Here is a 17,290-nt window from a genome sequence, read left to right as displayed (position 1 = left end):
GGCGGTTCAGGCGGCCGTGTGGCTCTTGCGCACGTCGTCATCCGTCAGGATGCCGCTGGCGCGCAGCAGGGCGGCGAAGCGGCCGTTGCTCTGGCTGAGGTCGTCGAACGTCCCCATTTCGGCGATCTTGCCGTGATCCATGAAGACGACGAGATCGGCTTCGCGGACCGTCGACAGGCGGTGCGCGATGATGAAGGTCGTGCGGTTGCGGCGCAGGGAATCGATGGCCGCCTTGACGCGCGCCTCCGTCTCTACGTCGAGCGCACTGGTCGCCTCGTCGAGCACAAGGATCGGTGCGTTCTTCAGGATTGCACGGGCAATCGCGATGCGCTGGCGCTCGCCACCCGAAAGGCGGTTTCCGCGCTCGCCGACATGGGTCTCGTAGCCGCTCTGGCGTGAGGTGATGAAATCGCCTGCCGCCGCCGCCGCCGCCGCCGCCTCGATTTCTTCCTGTGTGGCGCCTTCGCGCCCGAGGCGGATATTGTCGGAGATCGAGCGGTTGAGCAGGCCCGCATCCTGGAACACGGTGGCGATCGAGCGGCGCAGCGATTTGCGTGTCACCGTCGAGATGTCGACACCGTCGATGAGGATCTGGCCGGACTTCGGCTCGTAGACGCGCTGCAGCAGGTTGACCAGCGTCGTCTTGCCGGCACCCGTCGGGCCGACGATGGCGACGGTCTGGCCGGCCTCCACCGTGAAGGAGACGTCGTTGACACCCTGGGTGGCGTTGGCGAAGTCAAAGCTGATGTTGCGGTACTCGACCTTGCCCTTGACGTCGCCGAGATCGCCCGCGCCGGTCGGTTCCTCGCGCTCCTTGACGGCGTCCTCCAGCGAAAAGAAGTCTTCCAGCTTCGCACGCGCTTCGAAGATCTGCGTGGCGAAGGCCTTCATCTGGTCGAGGCGACCGATCAGCAGGCCGGCGAAGCCGATGAAGGCAATGACGTCGCCCACCTTGATCTCGCCCCGCTGCACGAGCACCGTGCCGATGACGAGGATCGTCATCATCGAGATCGTCGAGGCGATGCGGTTGAGGGCGCTGGCGAGTGCCCACCAGTCGAGCACCGGATACTGCGCATTGATCAGTCGCTCGGCAAAACGCTTCAACTCCCGCGTTTCGGCCTCGATTCGGTTGTAGCTATGCACGACCGAGACGTTGCTGATCGAATCCGACACATGGGAGAAGACGGTGTGATAATGGTTTTCGACCGAAGCCTGGCCCTCGCGGGTGCGGTTCATCACGACCTTGCCGATGATGACATAGAGCACGCCGAGCACCACGAGCACCAGCGAGAGGCGGTAGTCCATCACAAATGCCGTGGGAATGAGCAGGACGAGCGCGACGGCGGTGGCAAGGTGTGTACGCATGAATTCGAGCCAGAGGCCGAACAGCGTTTCGCAGGCGCGCAGCAGGGTGTGAAGCGCATTCGAGGTGCCGCGCTGGCTATGCCAGGCGAGCGGCATGGAGATGATGCGGCCGAAGGCTTCCGTCAGCAGGCTCGCCCGCCGGCCATGCGCCAGCCTGTCGGCCTCGCGCGCAACGAGCACGAAGGCGATCGTGTTGAACAGGCCGAAACCAGCCCACAGGAGCAGCATGGGCGTCACGTCGCCCTTGGTGGAAATGGCATCGATGATGCGGCCAAACAGGATCGGCTCGGCAATGGCGATCACCGCGAGCACGATGTTGGCGGCGACGACCGAGCCGACGCGGAGCTTGTAGACCCCGAGATAGCTGAGGGCTCTTGCATAGACCTGAAACAAAGACACGAATGCGGGCCTTTCCGGCGATACCTGTTGTGCGGTGCAGCGTTGGCACCTTCTGTCCCTTGGCTCAGCGTATTAATCAGCGGAAGAGGCAAAAGTTCTTCCCAGTCAAGCAAATTTCATGACTCGGGTGAAATCTTGCGTGATTATGCGATTTCAGGTCTGCCATGCATGCAAAGCGATTGATTTTCCCGCCGCCTTCCTGCCATCTGTCAGATGGGGACAATGAATGGGGCGCTTGGGTCGATTGCGGCCGGGTTCAGCTTTATCAGTTGCTTAACAAAGCTATTCAAGCGCGGGGCACATGAAGATCAACTTGCTGGTGCAGTTTCTTGCACTGATCGACGAGTTGCGCGGCCGGGAGGAAACCACGGCCGAGTTCGAACGTCTCATCAAGTTGTATGGGTTCGATTACTACGGGCTTCTCCAGGCGCCGAAGCTGGTGGAGGATCCGCCGAGCCTCTTGCTTGCCGGCCACTGGCCCAAGGGCTGGCCGGAAACCTATATGCGCAAGCGCTATATGCAGGTCGATCCGACGGTGCGTTATCTCGGCCATGCACAGGCAGGTTTCCGCTGGCGCGACACGCTCGGTGCTTTCCGCCTCAGCCCGCATCGCAAGCGCATGGAGCGCATGATGGTGGATGCGCGCCAGAATGGGCTGGAGGATGGCTACGTCTTCCCCGTTCACGGCCGCCGGGGGCTTCTCGGCAGCCTCAGCCTCGGCGGCAAGCCGATCGATCTGGAGAGCGTGGAGGTCGGGCTGTTCGACAGCATCGCGCGACGGCTCTACTGGAAGCTCATCCATGCCGCCGATCCGGACGCTGCCGCCCGTCTTTCGGCGGTGGTGGATGTGGAATTGACGCGCCGCGAAATGGAGGCGCTCAGCCTGCTTGCCGAAGGCATGACCTCCCACGACATCGGCCGTGTTCTCGGCATATCCAGCCATACGGTGGACTGGTACATGAACGGCATCCAGGAAAAGCTCGGTGCGCGCAACCGGCACCATGCCATCGCCATTGCCTTCCGGCTGGGGCTCGTCTCCTGAGCCTTCGTGGCGAACCGCGCTTTACGAAAACGCCGTATCCCCATTGATCTGCGCAAGAGCCTTGCGCCGGCACCGGCCTGTCTTTGCAGAAATTGCGCTCTCCGCCGCAAATCTTTCGCCGGATGGCGACTCCAAAATTGAACTTTGAAAATTACCCGCTAATAATTCTCTTCGCGGGTGCAGCATTTCCCGCTTCCAAGTCATTGAGGAGTCCGACTTGCCCATTTCCAAGATCCTTGTCGCCAACCGTTCTGAAATCGCCATTCGCGTGTTCCGCGCGGCCAATGAACTGGGGCTCAAAACGGTCGCGATATGGGCGGAAGAGGATAAACTGGCGCTGCATCGCTTCAAGGCGGACGAAAGCTACCAGATCGGCCGCGGCTCGCATCTTTCGCGGGATCTCGGCCCCATCGAGAGCTACCTGTCGATCGACGAGGTGATCCGCGTCGCCAGGCTTTCCGGCGCGGATGCCATCCATCCCGGCTACGGCCTTCTGTCGGAAAGCCCGGAATTCGTCGATGCGTGCGATGCTGCCGGCATCACTTTCATCGGCCCGCGGCCCGATACGATGCGCCAGCTCGGCAACAAGGTCGCGGCGCGCAATCTCGCCCTTTCCGTCGGCGTACCCGTCGTGCCCGCCACCGATCCGCTGCCGGATGACGAGACGGAAATCCACCGTCTGGCCGCCGAAATCGGCTATCCCGTCATGCTCAAGGCCTCCTGGGGCGGCGGCGGACGCGGCATGCGCGCCATTCGCGACCCGAAGGACCTGATCCGCGAGGTGACGGAAGCCAAGCGCGAGGCCAAGGCCGCCTTCGGCAAGGACGAGGTCTATCTTGAAAAGCTCGTCGAGCGCGCTCGTCACGTCGAAAGCCAGATCCTCGGCGACACCCACGGCAATGTCGTGCATCTCTTCGAGCGTGACTGCTCCATCCAGCGCCGTAACCAGAAGGTCGTCGAGCGGGCGCCTGCGCCCTACCTTTCCCAGGCGCAGCGCCAGGAACTGGCCGACTATTCGCTGAAGATCGCCCGGGCGACCAACTATGTCGGCGCCGGCACGGTCGAGTACCTGATGGATGTCGATACCGGAAAGTTCTACTTCATCGAGGTGAACCCGCGCATCCAGGTCGAGCACACCGTCACGGAGGTCGTGACTGGCATCGACATCGTCAAGGCGCAGATTCACATCCTCGACGGCGAGGCGATCGGCACGCCGGAATCCGGCGTTCCCAAGCAGGAAGACATCCGCCTCAATGGGCATGCGCTGCAGTGCCGCATCACCACGGAAGACCCGGAACAGAACTTCATTCCCGACTATGGCCGCATCACCGGCTACCGCTCGGCCTCCGGCTTCGGCATCCGTCTGGACGGCGGCACGGCCTATCCGGGTGCGGTCATCACCCGCTTCTACGATCCGCTGCTCGTCAAGGTCACGGCCTGGGCGCCGGGGCCGTTGGAGGCCATCACCCGCATGGACCGCGCGCTGCGCGAGTTCCGCATCCGCGGTGTCGCCACCAATCTCACCTTCCTCGAGGCGATAATCGGCCACGAGAAATTCCGTGACAACAGCTATACGACCCGCTTCATCGACACGACGCCGGAGCTCTTCCAGCAGGTGAAGCGCCAGGACCGCGCGACGAAACTGCTCACCTATCTCGCCGACGTCACCGTCAACGGCCACCCGGAAGCCAAGGGCCGTCCGAAGCCGCCGGCCGATGTCGCCAAGCCCGTCGTGCCCTTCATCGAGGGCGATATCCCTGCCGGCACCAAGCAGAAGCTCGACGAGCTCGGGCCGAAGAAGTTTGCCGAATGGGTGCGCGCGCAGAACCAGGTCTTCCTCACCGATACGACCATGCGCGATGGTCATCAGTCGCTGCTGGCCACCCGCATGCGCACCCACGACATCGCGCGTGTCGCCGGTACCTATGCGCGGGCGTTGCCGCAGCTCTTCTCGCTGGAATGTTGGGGTGGCGCCACTTTCGACGTCTCCATGCGCTTCCTGACGGAAGACCCGTGGGATCGCCTCGCCCGCATCCGCGAGGACGCGCCGAACCTGCTGCTCCAGATGCTGCTGCGCGGAGCGAACGGCGTCGGCTACAAGAACTATCCCGACAATGTCGTCAAATACTTCGTCCGTCAGGCGGCGAAGGGCGGCATCGACGTTTTCCGCGTCTTCGACTGCCTCAACTGGGTCGACAACATGCGTGTGTCGATGGACGCGGTGGCGGAGGAGAACCGCATCTGCGAGGCGGCGATCTGCTATACCGGCGACCTTCTCAATTCCGCCCGCCCGAAATACGACCTGAAATACTACACGGCCCTTGCGAGCGATCTCGAAAAGGCCGGCGCTCATATGATCGCGGTCAAGGATATGGCCGGTCTCCTGAAGCCGGCGGCCGCGCGCGTGCTCTTCAAGGCGCTGCGCGAGGCAACGGACCTGCCGATCCATTTCCATACCCACGACACGTCGGGTATCGCGGCCGCGACCGTGCTTGCGGCCGTCGAAGCCGGTGCCGACGTGGTGGATGCGGCGATGGACGCACTGTCCGGCAACACGTCCCAGCCTTGCCTCGGCTCGATCGTCGAGGCGTTGAAGGGGTCCGAACGGGATCCGGGCCTTGATCCGGAATGGATCCGTCGCATTTCCTTCTACTGGGAGGCCGTCCGCTTCCAGTACGCTGCCTTTGAAAGCGACCTCAAGGGGCCGGCCTCGGAAGTCTACCTGCACGAGATGCCGGGCGGCCAGTTCACCAATCTCAAGGAACAGGCGCGCTCGCTCGGCCTCGAGACCAAGTGGCACCGTGTCGCCCAGGCCTATGCCGACGCCAACCAGATGTTCGGCGACATCGTCAAGGTGACGCCGTCGTCCAAGGTGGTCGGCGACATGGCGCTGATGATGGTCAGCCAGGATCTCACCGTGGCCGACGTGGAAAACCCGGCAAAAGACATCGCCTTCCCGGATTCCGTCGTCTCCATGCTGAAGGGCGACCTCGGCCAGCCCCCGGGCGGCTGGCCGGCAGGCCTCCAGAAGAAGGCGTTGAAGGGCGAGGCGGCCTATACGGCCGTGCCCGGCTCGCTGCTGCCGGCCGCCGATCTCGATGCCGAGCGCAAGGCGATCGAAGACAAGCTGGAGCGCAAGGTCGACGATTTCGAGTTCGCCTCCTATCTGATGTATCCGAAGGTCTTCACCGACTACGCAACGGCCGCCGACATGTACGGTCCGGTCAGCGTGCTGCCGACGCCGGCCTATTTCTACGGGCTTGCGCCGGGTGAGGAGCTCCAGCCGGAAATCGAGAAGGGCAAGTCCCTCGTCATTCTGCACCAGGCGAGGAGCGAGCCGGACGCGCAGGGCATGGTCAAGGTGTTCTTCGAGCTGAACGGCCAGCCGCGCCTCATCAAGGTGCCGGATCGCAACCGCGCCGCCACCTCGGCCGTGCGCCGCAAGGCCGATACCGCCAATGCCGCACACCTCGGCGCGCCGATGCCCGGCGTCATCTCGACGGTCTCGGTTTCGGCCGGTCAGTCGGTCAAGGCCGGTGACGTGCTGCTCTCCATCGAGGCGATGAAGATGGAAACGGCGCTGCATGCGGAAAAGGACGGCACGATTTCCGAGGTTCTGGTGCGCGCCGGCGACCAGATCGATGCCAAGGACCTTTTGATCGTCTACGGCGCCTGACCGGCGGTGTGAGGATGTAAAATCGAGAAAGGATGTGGGATGGGCGCTCCATTCCACATCCTTCTCTTGTTTTCAGGCCGTTTCGGACGCAAAACCGGCGCTCGCTTTTTCTGAAATCGCCTTCGAGACCTTGAGGCTTCCATGAGCTTCGTCATCCGCACCGCCGCCCTCGGCGATATTTCCGCCTTCACCGAAATCTACCGCGAATCCGTGCTGAACGGGGTGGCGAGCTACGAGATCGACCCGCCGTCGCTCGACGAGATGGAAGTTCGATTCAAGGCGATCACCGACAGGGGCTATCCCTACATCGTTGCGGTGGAGCAGACCGGCCTCATCCTCGGTTATGCCTATGCGTCGGCCTTCCGCACGCGGCCGGCCTATCGCTGGCTGGTCGAGGATTCGGTCTATCTGGCGCCGGAAGCACGCGGCAAGGGCGTCGGCAAGGCGCTGCTGGCCGAACTGATCCGCCGCTGCACGGAGCTCGGCTTCCGGCAGATGGTGGCGGTCATCGGTGGGGCGCACCCCGCCTCCATCGCCGTGCACAGCGCGGCGGGTTTCGTGCATAGCGGTCACATGACGGCAACCGGCTTCAAGCACGGGCGCTGGCTCGACACGGTCTTCATGCAGCGCGCGCTCGGCGACGGTGCGCAAACCGAGCCCTCGGCGGCGGTTTTTCCGGGAACGATGGCGTAAGGCTTCACGTCTCGACGAGACGGAGCACCTTGTCGAAGACCTTCAGCACCTGTTTCAGCTCATGGCCGCGCTTCAGGATGGTGCCGTGCGTGTTGATGACGCTGTAGGCACCCTGCTTGGCAGCGAGCTTGGGGTTCTTCTCGATGCGGTAGAGCGGCATTTCGCCGGAACGCTTGAAGACAGAGAACACCGCCCTGTCGCGCAGATGGTCGATGGCATAATCCCGCCACTCTCCCTCGCCGACCATGCGGCCGTAGACCCAGAGGATTGCGTCGAGCTCGCGTCGATGGAAGGTCACCGGCAGCGGGTCCCTGCCGTTTCGATAGTCCAGCAGGTCGACCACGACGTTGGAAGCCTGCAAATCCGGCTGGTCGGTCATCGAATCTCCGCGCTTGGTGCATGACGGCTCGATGACAGTGTGCCTGAGCGGTGTCGAAATGCAAGGCGGCTGGTCGATCCGGGCGGTTTCGCAAAAATCCGTCTCGCCGCAATTCAGACAAACAGACGCCCAAATTACAGGAGAGAGTTCGCCGGTCGCAGCTTGTACCGGCCCGCTGCCTTGTGCGGGAAGCCGGCGCGGTACGGGCGGCGTCTGTCGAAGTCGCCCTGTATTCCGTTGCCGGTGACTTCGTCCAGGTCCGGTCCGTCTTTCTTCGAACCCTCAAGCCCCAAGCCCCTCGAAGAAGCCGGACCGGACCTCCCCTGAAACGCTTGCGCGCTCCAGGTTGTTCGTTTTTCCCAAACTGTTTCCGCAAAGCAGCCCGCAGGCGCTGCGCCCTATGCGGATGTTATCGCGTAGCCTTGTCGCCGGTCAGCACCGTCGCGCCCAGGATGGCGCCGGGCGTATCGGCCGTGCGCATGCGCTGGAGCAGCACGGCGCAGCCGCCGGACTTCTTTTTCTTCTTCAGCATGTCGGCAGGCAGGACCAGGTTGGTCTCCTTGCCCTCCCACATGCCGATCGTCTCCATGTCGGTGACGGCGTGCCAGTAGTTCACGGTCTTGCCGCGGTTCTCGCCCTTGTCGATGTTGATCGTGCGCTCGCGCTCGAAATAGGCGATGACGATGTTGGCCTTGCCTTCGCCGGGGCCGACGCGGATGCGCAGTTCGTCGTTCTTCACCTCGACATCGACAGGCACTTCGAGGCCCTTGCTCTCGCCGGGCATGGCGCTGATCCGCGAGCGGATGCCGGTGATGTCGGCGCCGTTGATGTGCTCGCGGCCGTTCAGCACGGCTTGCGGCGTGTAGACGCCGTTGCGGCCGAACATGCGGGCATAGGCATATTGCCGGTCGGTATTGTCCTTGGAGGCGAGCGTGTCGGCCCAGCCGAGATAGTTCCAGTAGTCGACATGGTAGGAGAGCGCGACCACCTCGCCCTCGCGCGCCAGCGTCTCCAGCGCCTTGTCGGCGGGCGGGCAGGACGAGCACCCCTGGCTGGTGAACAGCTCGACGACACCCTTGGGACGAATGGTCTCCCCGGCATGGGCAGCGTCAATGCCGGCTCCCAGCATCAGCAGGATCGCCAGACAGTGCGATATATGCGGTCTCGGCATGATCATTTCCAGTGGAGCGCCGGCAATGGCCAGCCTTTTGAGCCCGTCATACGCGCTTGCCGCTTCAACAGGAAGTCACGATGGAGTGAGCTTCATAGCTGAGAAAAATGCTCCGGAAAATAGAAATGCCGGGGTTTGCAACCCCGGCATGAGACTGTTGATCAAGTCCGCCCAACCTCCCCTCCGTCATGGTCGGGCTTGACCCGGCCATCCACAGCCGCAGATGCCGCATGGATCCTCGGGTTAAACCCGAGGATGACGGCGGCGGGTGGGGCACTGAAACCGTTCAAGCTGCGAGGTCTCTCAGGACGGTTTGCAGGATACCGCCGTTGTTCATGTATGTGACCTCGTCGAGGGTATCGATACGGCAGAGGAGGGGGACGTTTTTCACGGTGCCGTCGGCATAGGTGATGGTTGCGATCTTCTTCTCGCGCGGCTTGATGTCGCCTTCCAGGCCCTCGATGGTGACGGTCTCGTCGCCCTTGAGGTCGAGGGAGGCCCAGGTCGTGCCGTCCTCGAAGACGAAGGGCACGATGCCCATGCCGACGAGGTTGGAGCGGTGGATGCGCTCGAAGGACTGGGCGATCACGGCCTTGACGCCGAGAAGGTTGGTGCCCTTGGCCGCCCAGTCGCGCGAGGAACCGTTGCCGTATTCGACGCCCGCGAAGATGACGAGCGGAACGCCCTCCTGCTTGTATTTCATCGCCGCGTCGTAGATCGACATCTCTTCCCTGGAGGGATAGTGGATCGTGTAGCCACCCTCCTTGCCGTTCGGGCCGAGCATGTGGTTGCGGATGCGGATATTGGCGAAGGTGCCGCGCATCATCACCTCGTGATTGCCGCGCCGCGTGCCGTACTGGTTGAAGTCGGCAACGCCGACGCCATGGCCGATCAGGTAGCTGCCGGCGGGCGATGCCGCCTTGATCGAGCCGGCCGGCGAGATGTGGTCGGTGGTGATCTTGTCGCCGAAGAGGCCGAGCACGCGCGCGCCCTTGATGTCGGACAGGCCCGAGCCGGTCTTGCCCATGCCGACGAAGTAGGGCGGGTTCTGCACATAGGTCGACTGGTCGTCCCAGGCATAGGTCTGGCCCGCCGGCACCTGCACGGCCTGCCAGTTGGCATCGCCCTTGAAGACGTCGGCATATTTGGCGGCGTAGAGCGCGCGGGTGACGTATTTCAGGATGAAGGCCTGGATCTCCTGCGAGGAGGGCCAGATGTCCTTGAGATAGACCGGCTTGCCGTCCCTGTCCTCGCCGAGCGGTTCGCTCGTCAGGTCCTTCTGCACGGAACCGGCCAGCGCATAGGCGACGACGAGCGGCGGGGAGGCGAGGTAGTTCGCCTGGACATCCGGCGAGATGCGGCCCTCGAAGTTGCGGTTGCCCGACAGGACGCCCGCGGCGATCAGCCCCTTGTCGTTGATCGTCCTGGAGATCGGCGCCGGCAGCGGGCCGGAATTGCCGATGCAGGTCGTACAGCCGAAGCCGACGAGGTTGAAGCCGAGCGCGTCGAGATCGGCCTGCAGGCCGGACCTGGCAAGGTATTCGCCGACGACCTGCGATCCCGGCGCCAGCGACGTCTTCACCCACGGCTTGGTCTTCAGGCCCCTGGCGACCGCGTTGCGGGCGAGCAGCCCGGCGGCGATCAGCACCGACGGGTTCGACGTGTTGGTGCAGGAGGTGATGGCGGCGATCGCCACGTCGCCATGGCCGAGGTCGTAATCCGTGCCCTCGACCGGGTAGCGGTTCTCAAGCTGGCCCGGCTTCTTGTAGTCGTTGTCCATGGCGCTCGCAAAGCCCGCGGCGATGCTTTCCAGCGGGACGCGGCCCTCCGGGCGCTTCGGGCCGGCCATCGCCGGAACCACGGCGCCAAGGTCGAGCTCCAGCGTGTCGGTGAAGACGAGGTCGGAACCGTCGCCGTCACGCCACATGCCTTGAGCCTTCGAATAGGCCTCGACCAGCGCGATGCGCTGCTCGTCGCGGCCGGACATGGTGAGATAGTTGACCGTCTCGGCATCGACCGGGAAGAAGCCGCAGGTCGCGCCGTATTCCGGACCCATATTGCCGATCGTCGCGCGGTCGGCCAGCGTCATGTTGTCAAGGCCGGGGCCGAAGAACTCGACGAACTTCGACACCACGCCCTTCTTGCGCAGCATCTGCACGACCATCAGCACCAGGTCGGTCGCCGTCACGCCTTCCTTCAGCTTGCCCGTCAGCTTGAAGCCGATGACCTCGGGCAGCAGCATGGAGACCGGCTGGCCGAGCATGGCCGCCTCCGCCTCGATGCCGCCGACGCCCCAGCCGAGAACGCCAAGCCCGTTGATCATCGTCGTGTGGCTGTCCGTGCCCACACAGGTATCCGGATAGGCGATGGTCTCGCCGTCTTCCTCTTTGGTCCAGACCGTCTGGCCCAGATATTCCAGATTGACCTGATGACAGATACCCGTGCCCGGCGGCACCACGCGAAAGTTCTTGAAGGCCTGCTGGCCCCATTTCAGGAAGCGGTAGCGCTCGCCGTTGCGTTCGTATTCGAGCTCCACATTGCGGGCAAAGGCGGTCGGCGTGCCGAACTCGTCGACGATGACCGAATGGTCGATGACAAGATCGACGGGAACGAGCGGGTTGATCTTCTCCGGGTCGCCCCCGAGCGAGACCATCGCATCGCGCATCGCCGCAAGGTCGACGACCGCGGGAACGCCGGTAAAATCCTGCATCAGCACGCGCGCCGGGCGATAGGCGATCTCGTTCTCCACCGTGCCCTTGTTGCTCAGCCATGCGGCGACCGACAGGATGTGCTCCTTGGTGACCGAACGGCCGTCCTCGAAGCGCAGGAGGTTCTCAAGCAGAACCTTCATCGAATAGGGCAGCCTCGAAACCCCGGAAAGCCCGTTCGCCTCGGCCTTCGGCAGGCTGTAATACACATAGTCGATGCCGTTCACCGTCAAGGTCGTACGACATTGGAAACTGTCTAGGGATCTGGACACGTTATACCCCGTTCCGTCTGGTCGCCAGAAACTGACGTACGAACGCCCGCGCGCAAAAAGCCCTTCGGGATGCGGGTGCGGCCATTTCCGCTGTCCGTACCCGGAAATCACTCCCGCGTTCGGCGCTGATCATCAAATTCACGCCGACCGCTGGCGTGATAAGCGCCTTATAGATAATTTCCTGGAAACGTTCCAGACTGCCACCGGCAAATCGGGCTATTTTTGCGTTGCGACCAAGGTTGCAAAAAGAAAGTGAACACCATGCGGCTCGTCGCCGAAGGATTGAGTGCCAAGCGCGGCGAAGACTTGATTTTCCACGATATTTCCTTTGAAATCGCCGGGGGGGAGGCCCTTGTCGTCAAGGGGCCGAACGGTTCCGGAAAGTCCACCTTGCTGCGGGTCCTCGCCGGACTTCTGCCGGCGGAATCAGGGACGGCAAAACTTCTTGCTGCGGTGCACCCGGTGGAGCGTGTCGGCGAGGCCGCGCACTATCTCGGCCATCGCAACGCGATGAAACGCGAGCTGACGGTGGAGGAGAATCTTACCTTCTGGAAAGCCTTCTTCGGTGATTTTGGTGGGGGGCAGGGCGTGGCGGTCGATGTGGCGGTGGAGGCCGTCGGCCTTGGCGGCATCGCACACCTGCCGTTCGGCTACCTCTCGGCCGGCCAGCAGCGCCGCATGGCGATGGCCAAGCTGCTCGTTGCCTGGCGCCCTCTCTGGATCCTCGACGAGCCGACGGCGGCGCTCGACGTTGCGGCCGAGGAAATGTTCTCCGGCCTCGTCATGGCGCATCTGGCCCGCGGCGGCCTCGCCATTGCCGCGACGCACCAGCCGCTCGGGCTTGAAGGGGCGCGGGAGTTGCGGATGACGGGATTTGCGCCGGCCGATGCGGGAGCCTGGGCATGATTTCCCTGTTCCTGCGCGATGTAAAGCTTTCCGTGCGCGCCGGCGGCGGGGCACTGATCGGCGTCCTGTTCTTCATGACGGTCGTCGCGGTCATTCCCTTCGGTGTCGGACCCGACCTCAACCTGCTCTCTCGCATCGGCCCGGCGATCCTGTGGATCGGTGCGCTGCTTGCCGCGCTGCTCGGACTCGACCGGCTGTTCCAGGCCGAGCGCGAGGACGGGTCGCTCGATCTTCTCCTGATGCAGGAGACGCCGCTGGTGCTGACGGTGTTCGTCAAGTGCCTGGCGCACTGGATCGCGACCGGTCTGCCGCTCGTCGTTGCCTCGCCGCTGCTCGGGCTCTTCATGAACATGGACGAGACGGCGATCGGTGCGACGACGCTGACGCTGCTTGCCGGCACGCCGGCGCTTACCTTCATCGGGGCGGCGGGCGCGGGCATCGCCGTGGCGCTGCCGCGCGGCGGCCTTCTCGTGTCGATCCTCGTTCTGCCGCTTGCCATTCCCGTGCTGATCTTCGGCGTCAGCGCGGTCTATGCGGCAATCGAGGACCCGGCGCCCTTCCTGCCTCCTTTCCTCATCCTCGTCGCGCTCAACCTGTTTTTTGCCGTCATTGGCCCCGTGGCGGCGGCGGCGGCACTCCGGCTCTCCAGCGACTGACGCGGCGAATTGACAGGAATGTGATTGCGGCAGATCAATTGAAGCCGGGGGGCTTCCACGTTAAAGAACCATCATGAGCGAACCGAGCCTTGCCATCCGCAAATTCAGCGACCTCGCCAACCCGACCCGGTTCCTGGCGCTGGTTGCGATCATCTGGCCCTATCTTGCCGGGCTGACGCTCTGTCTTTTCGCCGTGGGGCTCTACCTGTCCTTCACGACAACGGGCGACTACCAGCAGGGCGAGACGGTGCGCATCATGTATGTGCATGTGCCGGCGGCCTGGCTTTCCATGATGTGTTACACGGTGATGGCGCTTTCGGCGCTCGGTACGCTCGTCTGGCGCCACCCGCTTGCCGATGTGTCCGCCAAGGCCGCCGCGCCCATCGGCGCCTGTTTCACGCTGGTCGCCCTCATCACCGGCTCGCTCTGGGGCAAACCCATGTGGGGTACCTGGTGGGTGTGGGATGCGCGGCTCACCTCCGTCTTCGTATTGTTCCTGATGTATCTCGGCCTGATCGCGCTCAACCGCGCCATGGACGATCCGTCACGGGCGGCCAAGGTCGGCGCCGTGCTGATCCTCGTCGGCTTCGTCAACATCCCGATCATCAAGTTCTCCGTCGAGTGGTGGAACACGCTGCACCAGCCGGCCAGTGTGATTCGGCTCGACGGACCGACCATCGACCCGGAATTCCTCTGGCCGCTCCTCGTCATGGCGATCGCCTTCACCTTTGCGTTCTTCACGCTGCACATCCTTGCCATGCGCAACGAGGTTCTGCGCCGGCGCATCGCCGTGCTGCGCCGGCATGCCGCCCGCTCGGCCGGCCGTTCGGGAGATGCGGCATGAGCCATGCCTTCTATGTCACGGCGTCCTATGCCGCCGCCTTTGCCGTTACAGCAGGTCTTGCCCTGTGGGTCTGGTTGGATCACCGCGCACGCCACCGCGAACTGGCGCAGCTCGAAGCGGCGGGTATCCGCCGACGTTCCGCCCGCAGCGGGGAAAAACAATGAGCAGCACCGACAACACGGAGAGCGGCGGCAAGCGTACGCGTTTCATCCTCGCGGCGCTTCCCCTGGCGATCTTCGCAGGTATCGCGGTGATCTTCTTCGCCATGCTGACGGATCCGGATCGCAACACGTCTGAAATTCCCTCCGCATTGATCGGCACCAAGGCGCCCTACCGCGATCTCGAACCGCTTGTGGGGGCGCTGAAGGACGGCGCGCAGGTGCCGGCGCTGACGGCCGAGAGCGGTAAGGGCAAGCTGACGCTCGTCAATTTCTGGGCGTCCTGGTGCGTGCCCTGCCGGCAGGAGCATCCGGTCATCCTGGCGCTGTCCAGGGATCCGCGCCTCAACGTCGTCGGCGTCAACTACAAGGACGGCAGCGAGAATGCGCTGCGTTTCCTCGGTGAACTCGGCAATCCCTTCTCGGCCATCGGCCTCGATCCTGTCGGCAAGATGGCGATCGACTGGGGTGTCTATGGCATCCCGGAGTCCTACCTCGTCGGCCCTGACGGCACGATCCTCTACAAGAAGGTCGGTCCCTTCGACGAGCGGAGCCTCAAGGACGGGCTCTATCCCGCCATCGAAAAGGCGCTCGGCGCGCCGGCACAGGCTGGCTGAGCCCGATGCCCGGCCGGGCCATGGAGCCCGGCCGGAAATGGCTCCTCAGGCGGCCAGGCCCTTCTTTTCCAGCATGGCCTCGGGGCTCGGCAGCTTGCCGCGGAAGGCCTTGTAGGCGTCTTCCGGATCGACGGAGCCGCCAACGGCGTAGATATAGGTCTTCAGTCGGGCAGCCATGGCGGGGTCGAAGGCATCCCCCGTCTCGGTGAAGGCGGCGAAGGCATCGGCATCGAGCACCTCCGACCACATGTAGGAATAGTAGCCGGCCGAATAGCCGTCGCCCGAGAAGACGTGCTGGAAATGCGGCGTGGCGTGGCGCATGACGATGGAGTTCGGCAGGCCGATCGTTTCCAGCACGTCTCGCTGCACCGCCATCGGGTCCTCGACGGCCCCCCGCGTGTGAAAGGCCATGTCGACCAGTGCCGAGGAGGTGAATTCCACTGTCGCGAAACCGGAATTGAAGGTGCGGGCGGCGAGCACCTTGTCGAGCAGTGCCGCCGGCATCGCCTCGCCGGTCTGATAGTGAACCGCATAACGCGTCAGGATGTCCGGAACGGTCAGCCAGTGCTCGTAGAGCTGCGAAGGCAGTTCGACGAAATCGCGCGAGACGCCCGTGCCCGAGACCGAGGGATAGGTGACGTCGGAGAGCATGCCGTGCAGGGCGTGGCCGAATTCGTGGAAGAGCGTGCGCGCATCGTCGAGCGAGAGCAGCGCCGGCTTGCCCTCGGCGGGTTTGGCGAAGTTGCAGACATTGTAGATGATCGGCAATTCACCGACCGCGCCGTTCTTGAGCGGCAGGCGATGCTGGCTCTGGTAGGAACTCATCCAGGCGCCGGAGCGCTTGGACGAGCGCGCGAAATAGTCGCCGAGGAACATGGCGACCAGCTTATCCTCGCGGTCGCGGATCTCGAAGACGCGGACATCGGGGTGATAGACCGGCACCCCGGTCTTCTCGACGGCGCGGATGCCGAACAGTCGCTCGGCGACGTCGAAGCAGGCGTCGATGATCTTTTCGAGCTGGAAATAGGGTTTCAGCTCCGCCTCGGAGAAGCTGAACTTTTTCGCGCGCAGCTTTTCGGCGTGGTAGCGCCAGTCCCAGGGCATGACCGCGTGGTTGTGGCCTTCTTCCGCAATGAGGGCAGCGAGCTCGGCCTCCTCCTCGCGGGCTCGCGCAACGGCTTTTTCCCAGACCTGCATCAAGAGGCCGTTCACCGCGTCGGGCGTCTTGGCCATGGTGTTGTCGAGCTTCAGCGCGGCGAAATTCGCATAGCCGAGCAGGTCGGCCTTTTCGGCGCGCAGTGCCAGCGTTTCCTTGACGATGCCGCGGTTGTCCGTTTCACCATCGTTCTCGCCCCGAGCCACCCAGGCGCGGAAAGCCTGTTCGCGCAGGTCCCGGCGGGCGGAGAAGGTGAGGAAGGGTTCGATGATCGAGCGTGACAGCGTGACAGCGAAGCGGCCGTCCTCGCCGCGTTCGCGGGCCGCGGCGGCCATGGCGTCCTTCAGGAAGTCGGGCAGCCCGTCGAGCGCCTCGCCCTCCTCGAGGAACAGCGCCCAGTTCTTCTCATCGGCCAGCACGTTCTGGCCGAATTTCGCGCCGAGCCCGGCGAGCGTTTCGTTGATCGCGGCGAGCCGATCCTGCTCGGGCTTTGCCAGCTTAGCGCCGGACTTGACGAAACCCTTCCAGTGCCGCTCCAGCACGCGGGTCTGTTCCAGCGAGAGGTTCAGCGTCTCGCGCGCCTCCCAAAGCGCGTCGATACGCGCGAAAAGCACGGCATTGGTGCCGATCTTTGAATAGTGCCGCGACATCTTGGGCGCGATGTCACGTTCCAGGGCCTGGATCGTGTCGTTGGTGTTGGCGCCTGCCCGGCTCCAGAAGAGCGCGGAAACACGCGAGAGTTCGTCGCCGGCAATTTCAAGCGCGACGATCGTGTTGTCGAAGGTCGCAGGTTCGGGATTGCCTGCGATGGTGTCGATCTCCGCCTCGTGTGCGGCAAGCGCGGCGGCAAACCCGTCTGCAAAGGCATCGTCCTTCACGAGATCGAAACGCGGCAGGCCGTTGAGGCCGGTCCACTCGACGAGGGTGGGATCGATACGCGTTTCAGTCATGGGGTCTGGTCCTTTCCGGCAAATCAGCGTGGGGCGAATATAGGAATGGAGGAGGGCTTTGGTACAGGGCAGCCGTGCAAAATAGGCGGGAACCGCGGAACACCCGCGACGCCGGGGCGTGCGCAGCGGCCTGCCTCTTGACGCAGAGGGCAACTTCGGTGAAAAGATGGTTCATCCGCGGCCTTTGACATCGGGTTGCCGCGGTGAACCTGGTGCCGGGCCCCTCTGGCGAGAGTTTTTACGGCGCTCTCGTGATGTCGGTACCGCCAGCAATTAGCCGGCGGATTCATATGCACAT

13 protein-coding genes are annotated in these 17,290 nt (G+C 63.8%); 8 read left to right on the top strand and 5 right to left on the bottom strand.

Going from position 1 to position 17,290, the window contains the following annotated elements; translation table 11 throughout:
* Positions 1-6: 6 nt before the first annotated feature.
* On the bottom strand, positions 7-1,764 hold the full coding sequence (locus K0P03_RS17885; RefSeq protein ID WP_024271351.1) for a glucan ABC transporter ATP-binding protein/ permease: 1,758 nt from the start codon (positions 1,762-1,764) through the stop codon (positions 7-9).
* 301 nt (positions 1,765-2,065) lie between these two features.
* Here K0P03_RS17885 and K0P03_RS17880 point away from each other — a divergent pair, with 301 nt between their 5' ends.
* From K0P03_RS17880 to K0P03_RS17870, 3 genes are all read left to right on the top strand, one after another.
* Positions 2,066-2,806, top strand: a complete 741-nt coding sequence (locus K0P03_RS17880; protein WP_272790243.1) for a LuxR family transcriptional regulator — start codon at positions 2,066-2,068, stop codon at positions 2,804-2,806.
* A gap of 217 nt (positions 2,807-3,023) precedes the next feature.
* Entirely contained in the window at positions 3,024-6,482 is a 3,459-nt protein-coding gene (gene pyc / locus K0P03_RS17875; protein WP_272790242.1) for a pyruvate carboxylase, read from the top strand.
* A 141-nt stretch (positions 6,483-6,623) separates the two neighbouring features.
* Positions 6,624-7,175 (top strand): GNAT family N-acetyltransferase, encoded by a 552-nt coding sequence (locus tag K0P03_RS17870; RefSeq protein ID WP_023516199.1) that lies wholly within the window; start codon positions 6,624-6,626, stop codon positions 7,173-7,175.
* A 4-nt stretch (positions 7,176-7,179) separates the two neighbouring features.
* Here the strand turns inward: K0P03_RS17870 and K0P03_RS17865 are convergent, their stop codons facing one another.
* The 3 genes from K0P03_RS17865 to acnA form a co-directional block, all read right to left on the bottom strand.
* On the bottom strand, positions 7,180-7,554 hold the full coding sequence (locus K0P03_RS17865) for a DUF2794 domain-containing protein (protein WP_023516198.1): 375 nt from the start codon (positions 7,552-7,554) through the stop codon (positions 7,180-7,182).
* Between the two features lie 409 nt (positions 7,555-7,963).
* Entirely contained in the window at positions 7,964-8,683 is a 720-nt protein-coding gene (locus tag K0P03_RS17860) for a DUF1223 domain-containing protein (protein ID WP_245290180.1), read from the bottom strand.
* A gap of 328 nt (positions 8,684-9,011) precedes the next feature.
* On the bottom strand, positions 9,012-11,705 hold the full coding sequence (gene acnA / locus K0P03_RS17855; RefSeq protein ID WP_024271632.1) for an aconitate hydratase AcnA: 2,694 nt from the start codon (positions 11,703-11,705) through the stop codon (positions 9,012-9,014).
* Between the two features lie 261 nt (positions 11,706-11,966).
* On the opposite strand from acnA, the gene ccmA reads away from it, so the two are divergent.
* The 5 genes from ccmA to K0P03_RS17830 all read left to right on the top strand — a co-directional run bounded on the left by ccmA (position 11,967) and on the right by K0P03_RS17830 (position 14,886).
* Entirely contained in the window at positions 11,967-12,611 is a 645-nt protein-coding gene (gene ccmA / locus K0P03_RS17850; RefSeq protein WP_272790241.1) for a heme ABC exporter ATP-binding protein CcmA, read from the top strand.
* Entirely contained in the window at positions 12,608-13,267 is a 660-nt protein-coding gene (gene ccmB / locus K0P03_RS17845; RefSeq protein WP_023515654.1) for a heme exporter protein CcmB, read from the top strand. The genes ccmA and ccmB overlap by 4 nt, the downstream gene beginning before the upstream one ends.
* 73 nt (positions 13,268-13,340) lie before the next feature.
* Positions 13,341-14,111, top strand: a complete 771-nt coding sequence (locus K0P03_RS17840; RefSeq protein ID WP_272790240.1) for a heme ABC transporter permease — start codon at positions 13,341-13,343, stop codon at positions 14,109-14,111.
* A complete protein-coding gene (gene ccmD / locus K0P03_RS17835) occupies positions 14,108-14,275 on the top strand; it encodes a heme exporter protein CcmD (protein ID WP_272790239.1) in 168 nt (55 codons plus the stop codon). Before K0P03_RS17840 ends, ccmD begins: the two co-directional genes overlap by 4 nt.
* Complete coding sequence (locus K0P03_RS17830; protein WP_272790238.1) at positions 14,272-14,886, top strand: DsbE family thiol:disulfide interchange protein; 615 nt, start codon at positions 14,272-14,274, stop codon at positions 14,884-14,886. The genes ccmD and K0P03_RS17830 overlap by 4 nt, the downstream gene beginning before the upstream one ends.
* Before the next feature lie 45 nt (positions 14,887-14,931).
* Here K0P03_RS17830 and K0P03_RS17825 read toward each other — a convergent pair whose 3' ends face one another.
* On the bottom strand, positions 14,932-16,992 hold the full coding sequence (locus K0P03_RS17825) for a M3 family metallopeptidase (protein WP_272790237.1): 2,061 nt from the start codon (positions 16,990-16,992) through the stop codon (positions 14,932-14,934).
* Between the last annotated feature and the right edge of the window lie 298 nt (positions 16,993-17,290).

Origin of the sequence: Shinella sp. HY16 (assembly GCF_028534175.1) — a bacterium.
Lineage (GTDB): Bacteria > Pseudomonadota > Alphaproteobacteria > Rhizobiales > Rhizobiaceae > Shinella.
This window is presented reverse-complemented; position numbering and strand designations above follow the sequence as displayed.

What these genes read in the sequence shown, in the direction of transcription:
- K0P03_RS17825 (WP_272790237.1), bottom strand. Translation starts at nt 16,992, where the DNA reads ATGACTGAAACGCGTATCGATCCCACCCTCGTCGAGTGGACCGGCCTC.
- ccmA (WP_272790241.1), top strand. Translation starts at nt 11,967, where the DNA reads ATGCGGCTCGTCGCCGAAGGATTGAGTGCCAAGCGCGGCGAAGACTTG.
- ccmB (WP_023515654.1), top strand. Translation starts at nt 12,608, where the DNA reads ATGATTTCCCTGTTCCTGCGCGATGTAAAGCTTTCCGTGCGCGCCGGC.
- ccmD (WP_272790239.1), top strand. Translation starts at nt 14,108, where the DNA reads ATGAGCCATGCCTTCTATGTCACGGCGTCCTATGCCGCCGCCTTTGCC.
- K0P03_RS17860 (WP_245290180.1), bottom strand. Translation starts at nt 8,683, where the DNA reads ATGCTGGGAGCCGGCATTGACGCTGCCCATGCCGGGGAGACCATTCGT.
- K0P03_RS17880 (WP_272790243.1), top strand. Translation starts at nt 2,066, where the DNA reads ATGAAGATCAACTTGCTGGTGCAGTTTCTTGCACTGATCGACGAGTTG.
- K0P03_RS17830 (WP_272790238.1), top strand. Translation starts at nt 14,272, where the DNA reads ATGAGCAGCACCGACAACACGGAGAGCGGCGGCAAGCGTACGCGTTTC.
- K0P03_RS17865 (WP_023516198.1), bottom strand. Translation starts at nt 7,554, where the DNA reads ATGACCGACCAGCCGGATTTGCAGGCTTCCAACGTCGTGGTCGACCTG.
- K0P03_RS17840 (WP_272790240.1), top strand. Translation starts at nt 13,341, where the DNA reads ATGAGCGAACCGAGCCTTGCCATCCGCAAATTCAGCGACCTCGCCAAC.
- K0P03_RS17870 (WP_023516199.1), top strand. Translation starts at nt 6,624, where the DNA reads ATGAGCTTCGTCATCCGCACCGCCGCCCTCGGCGATATTTCCGCCTTC.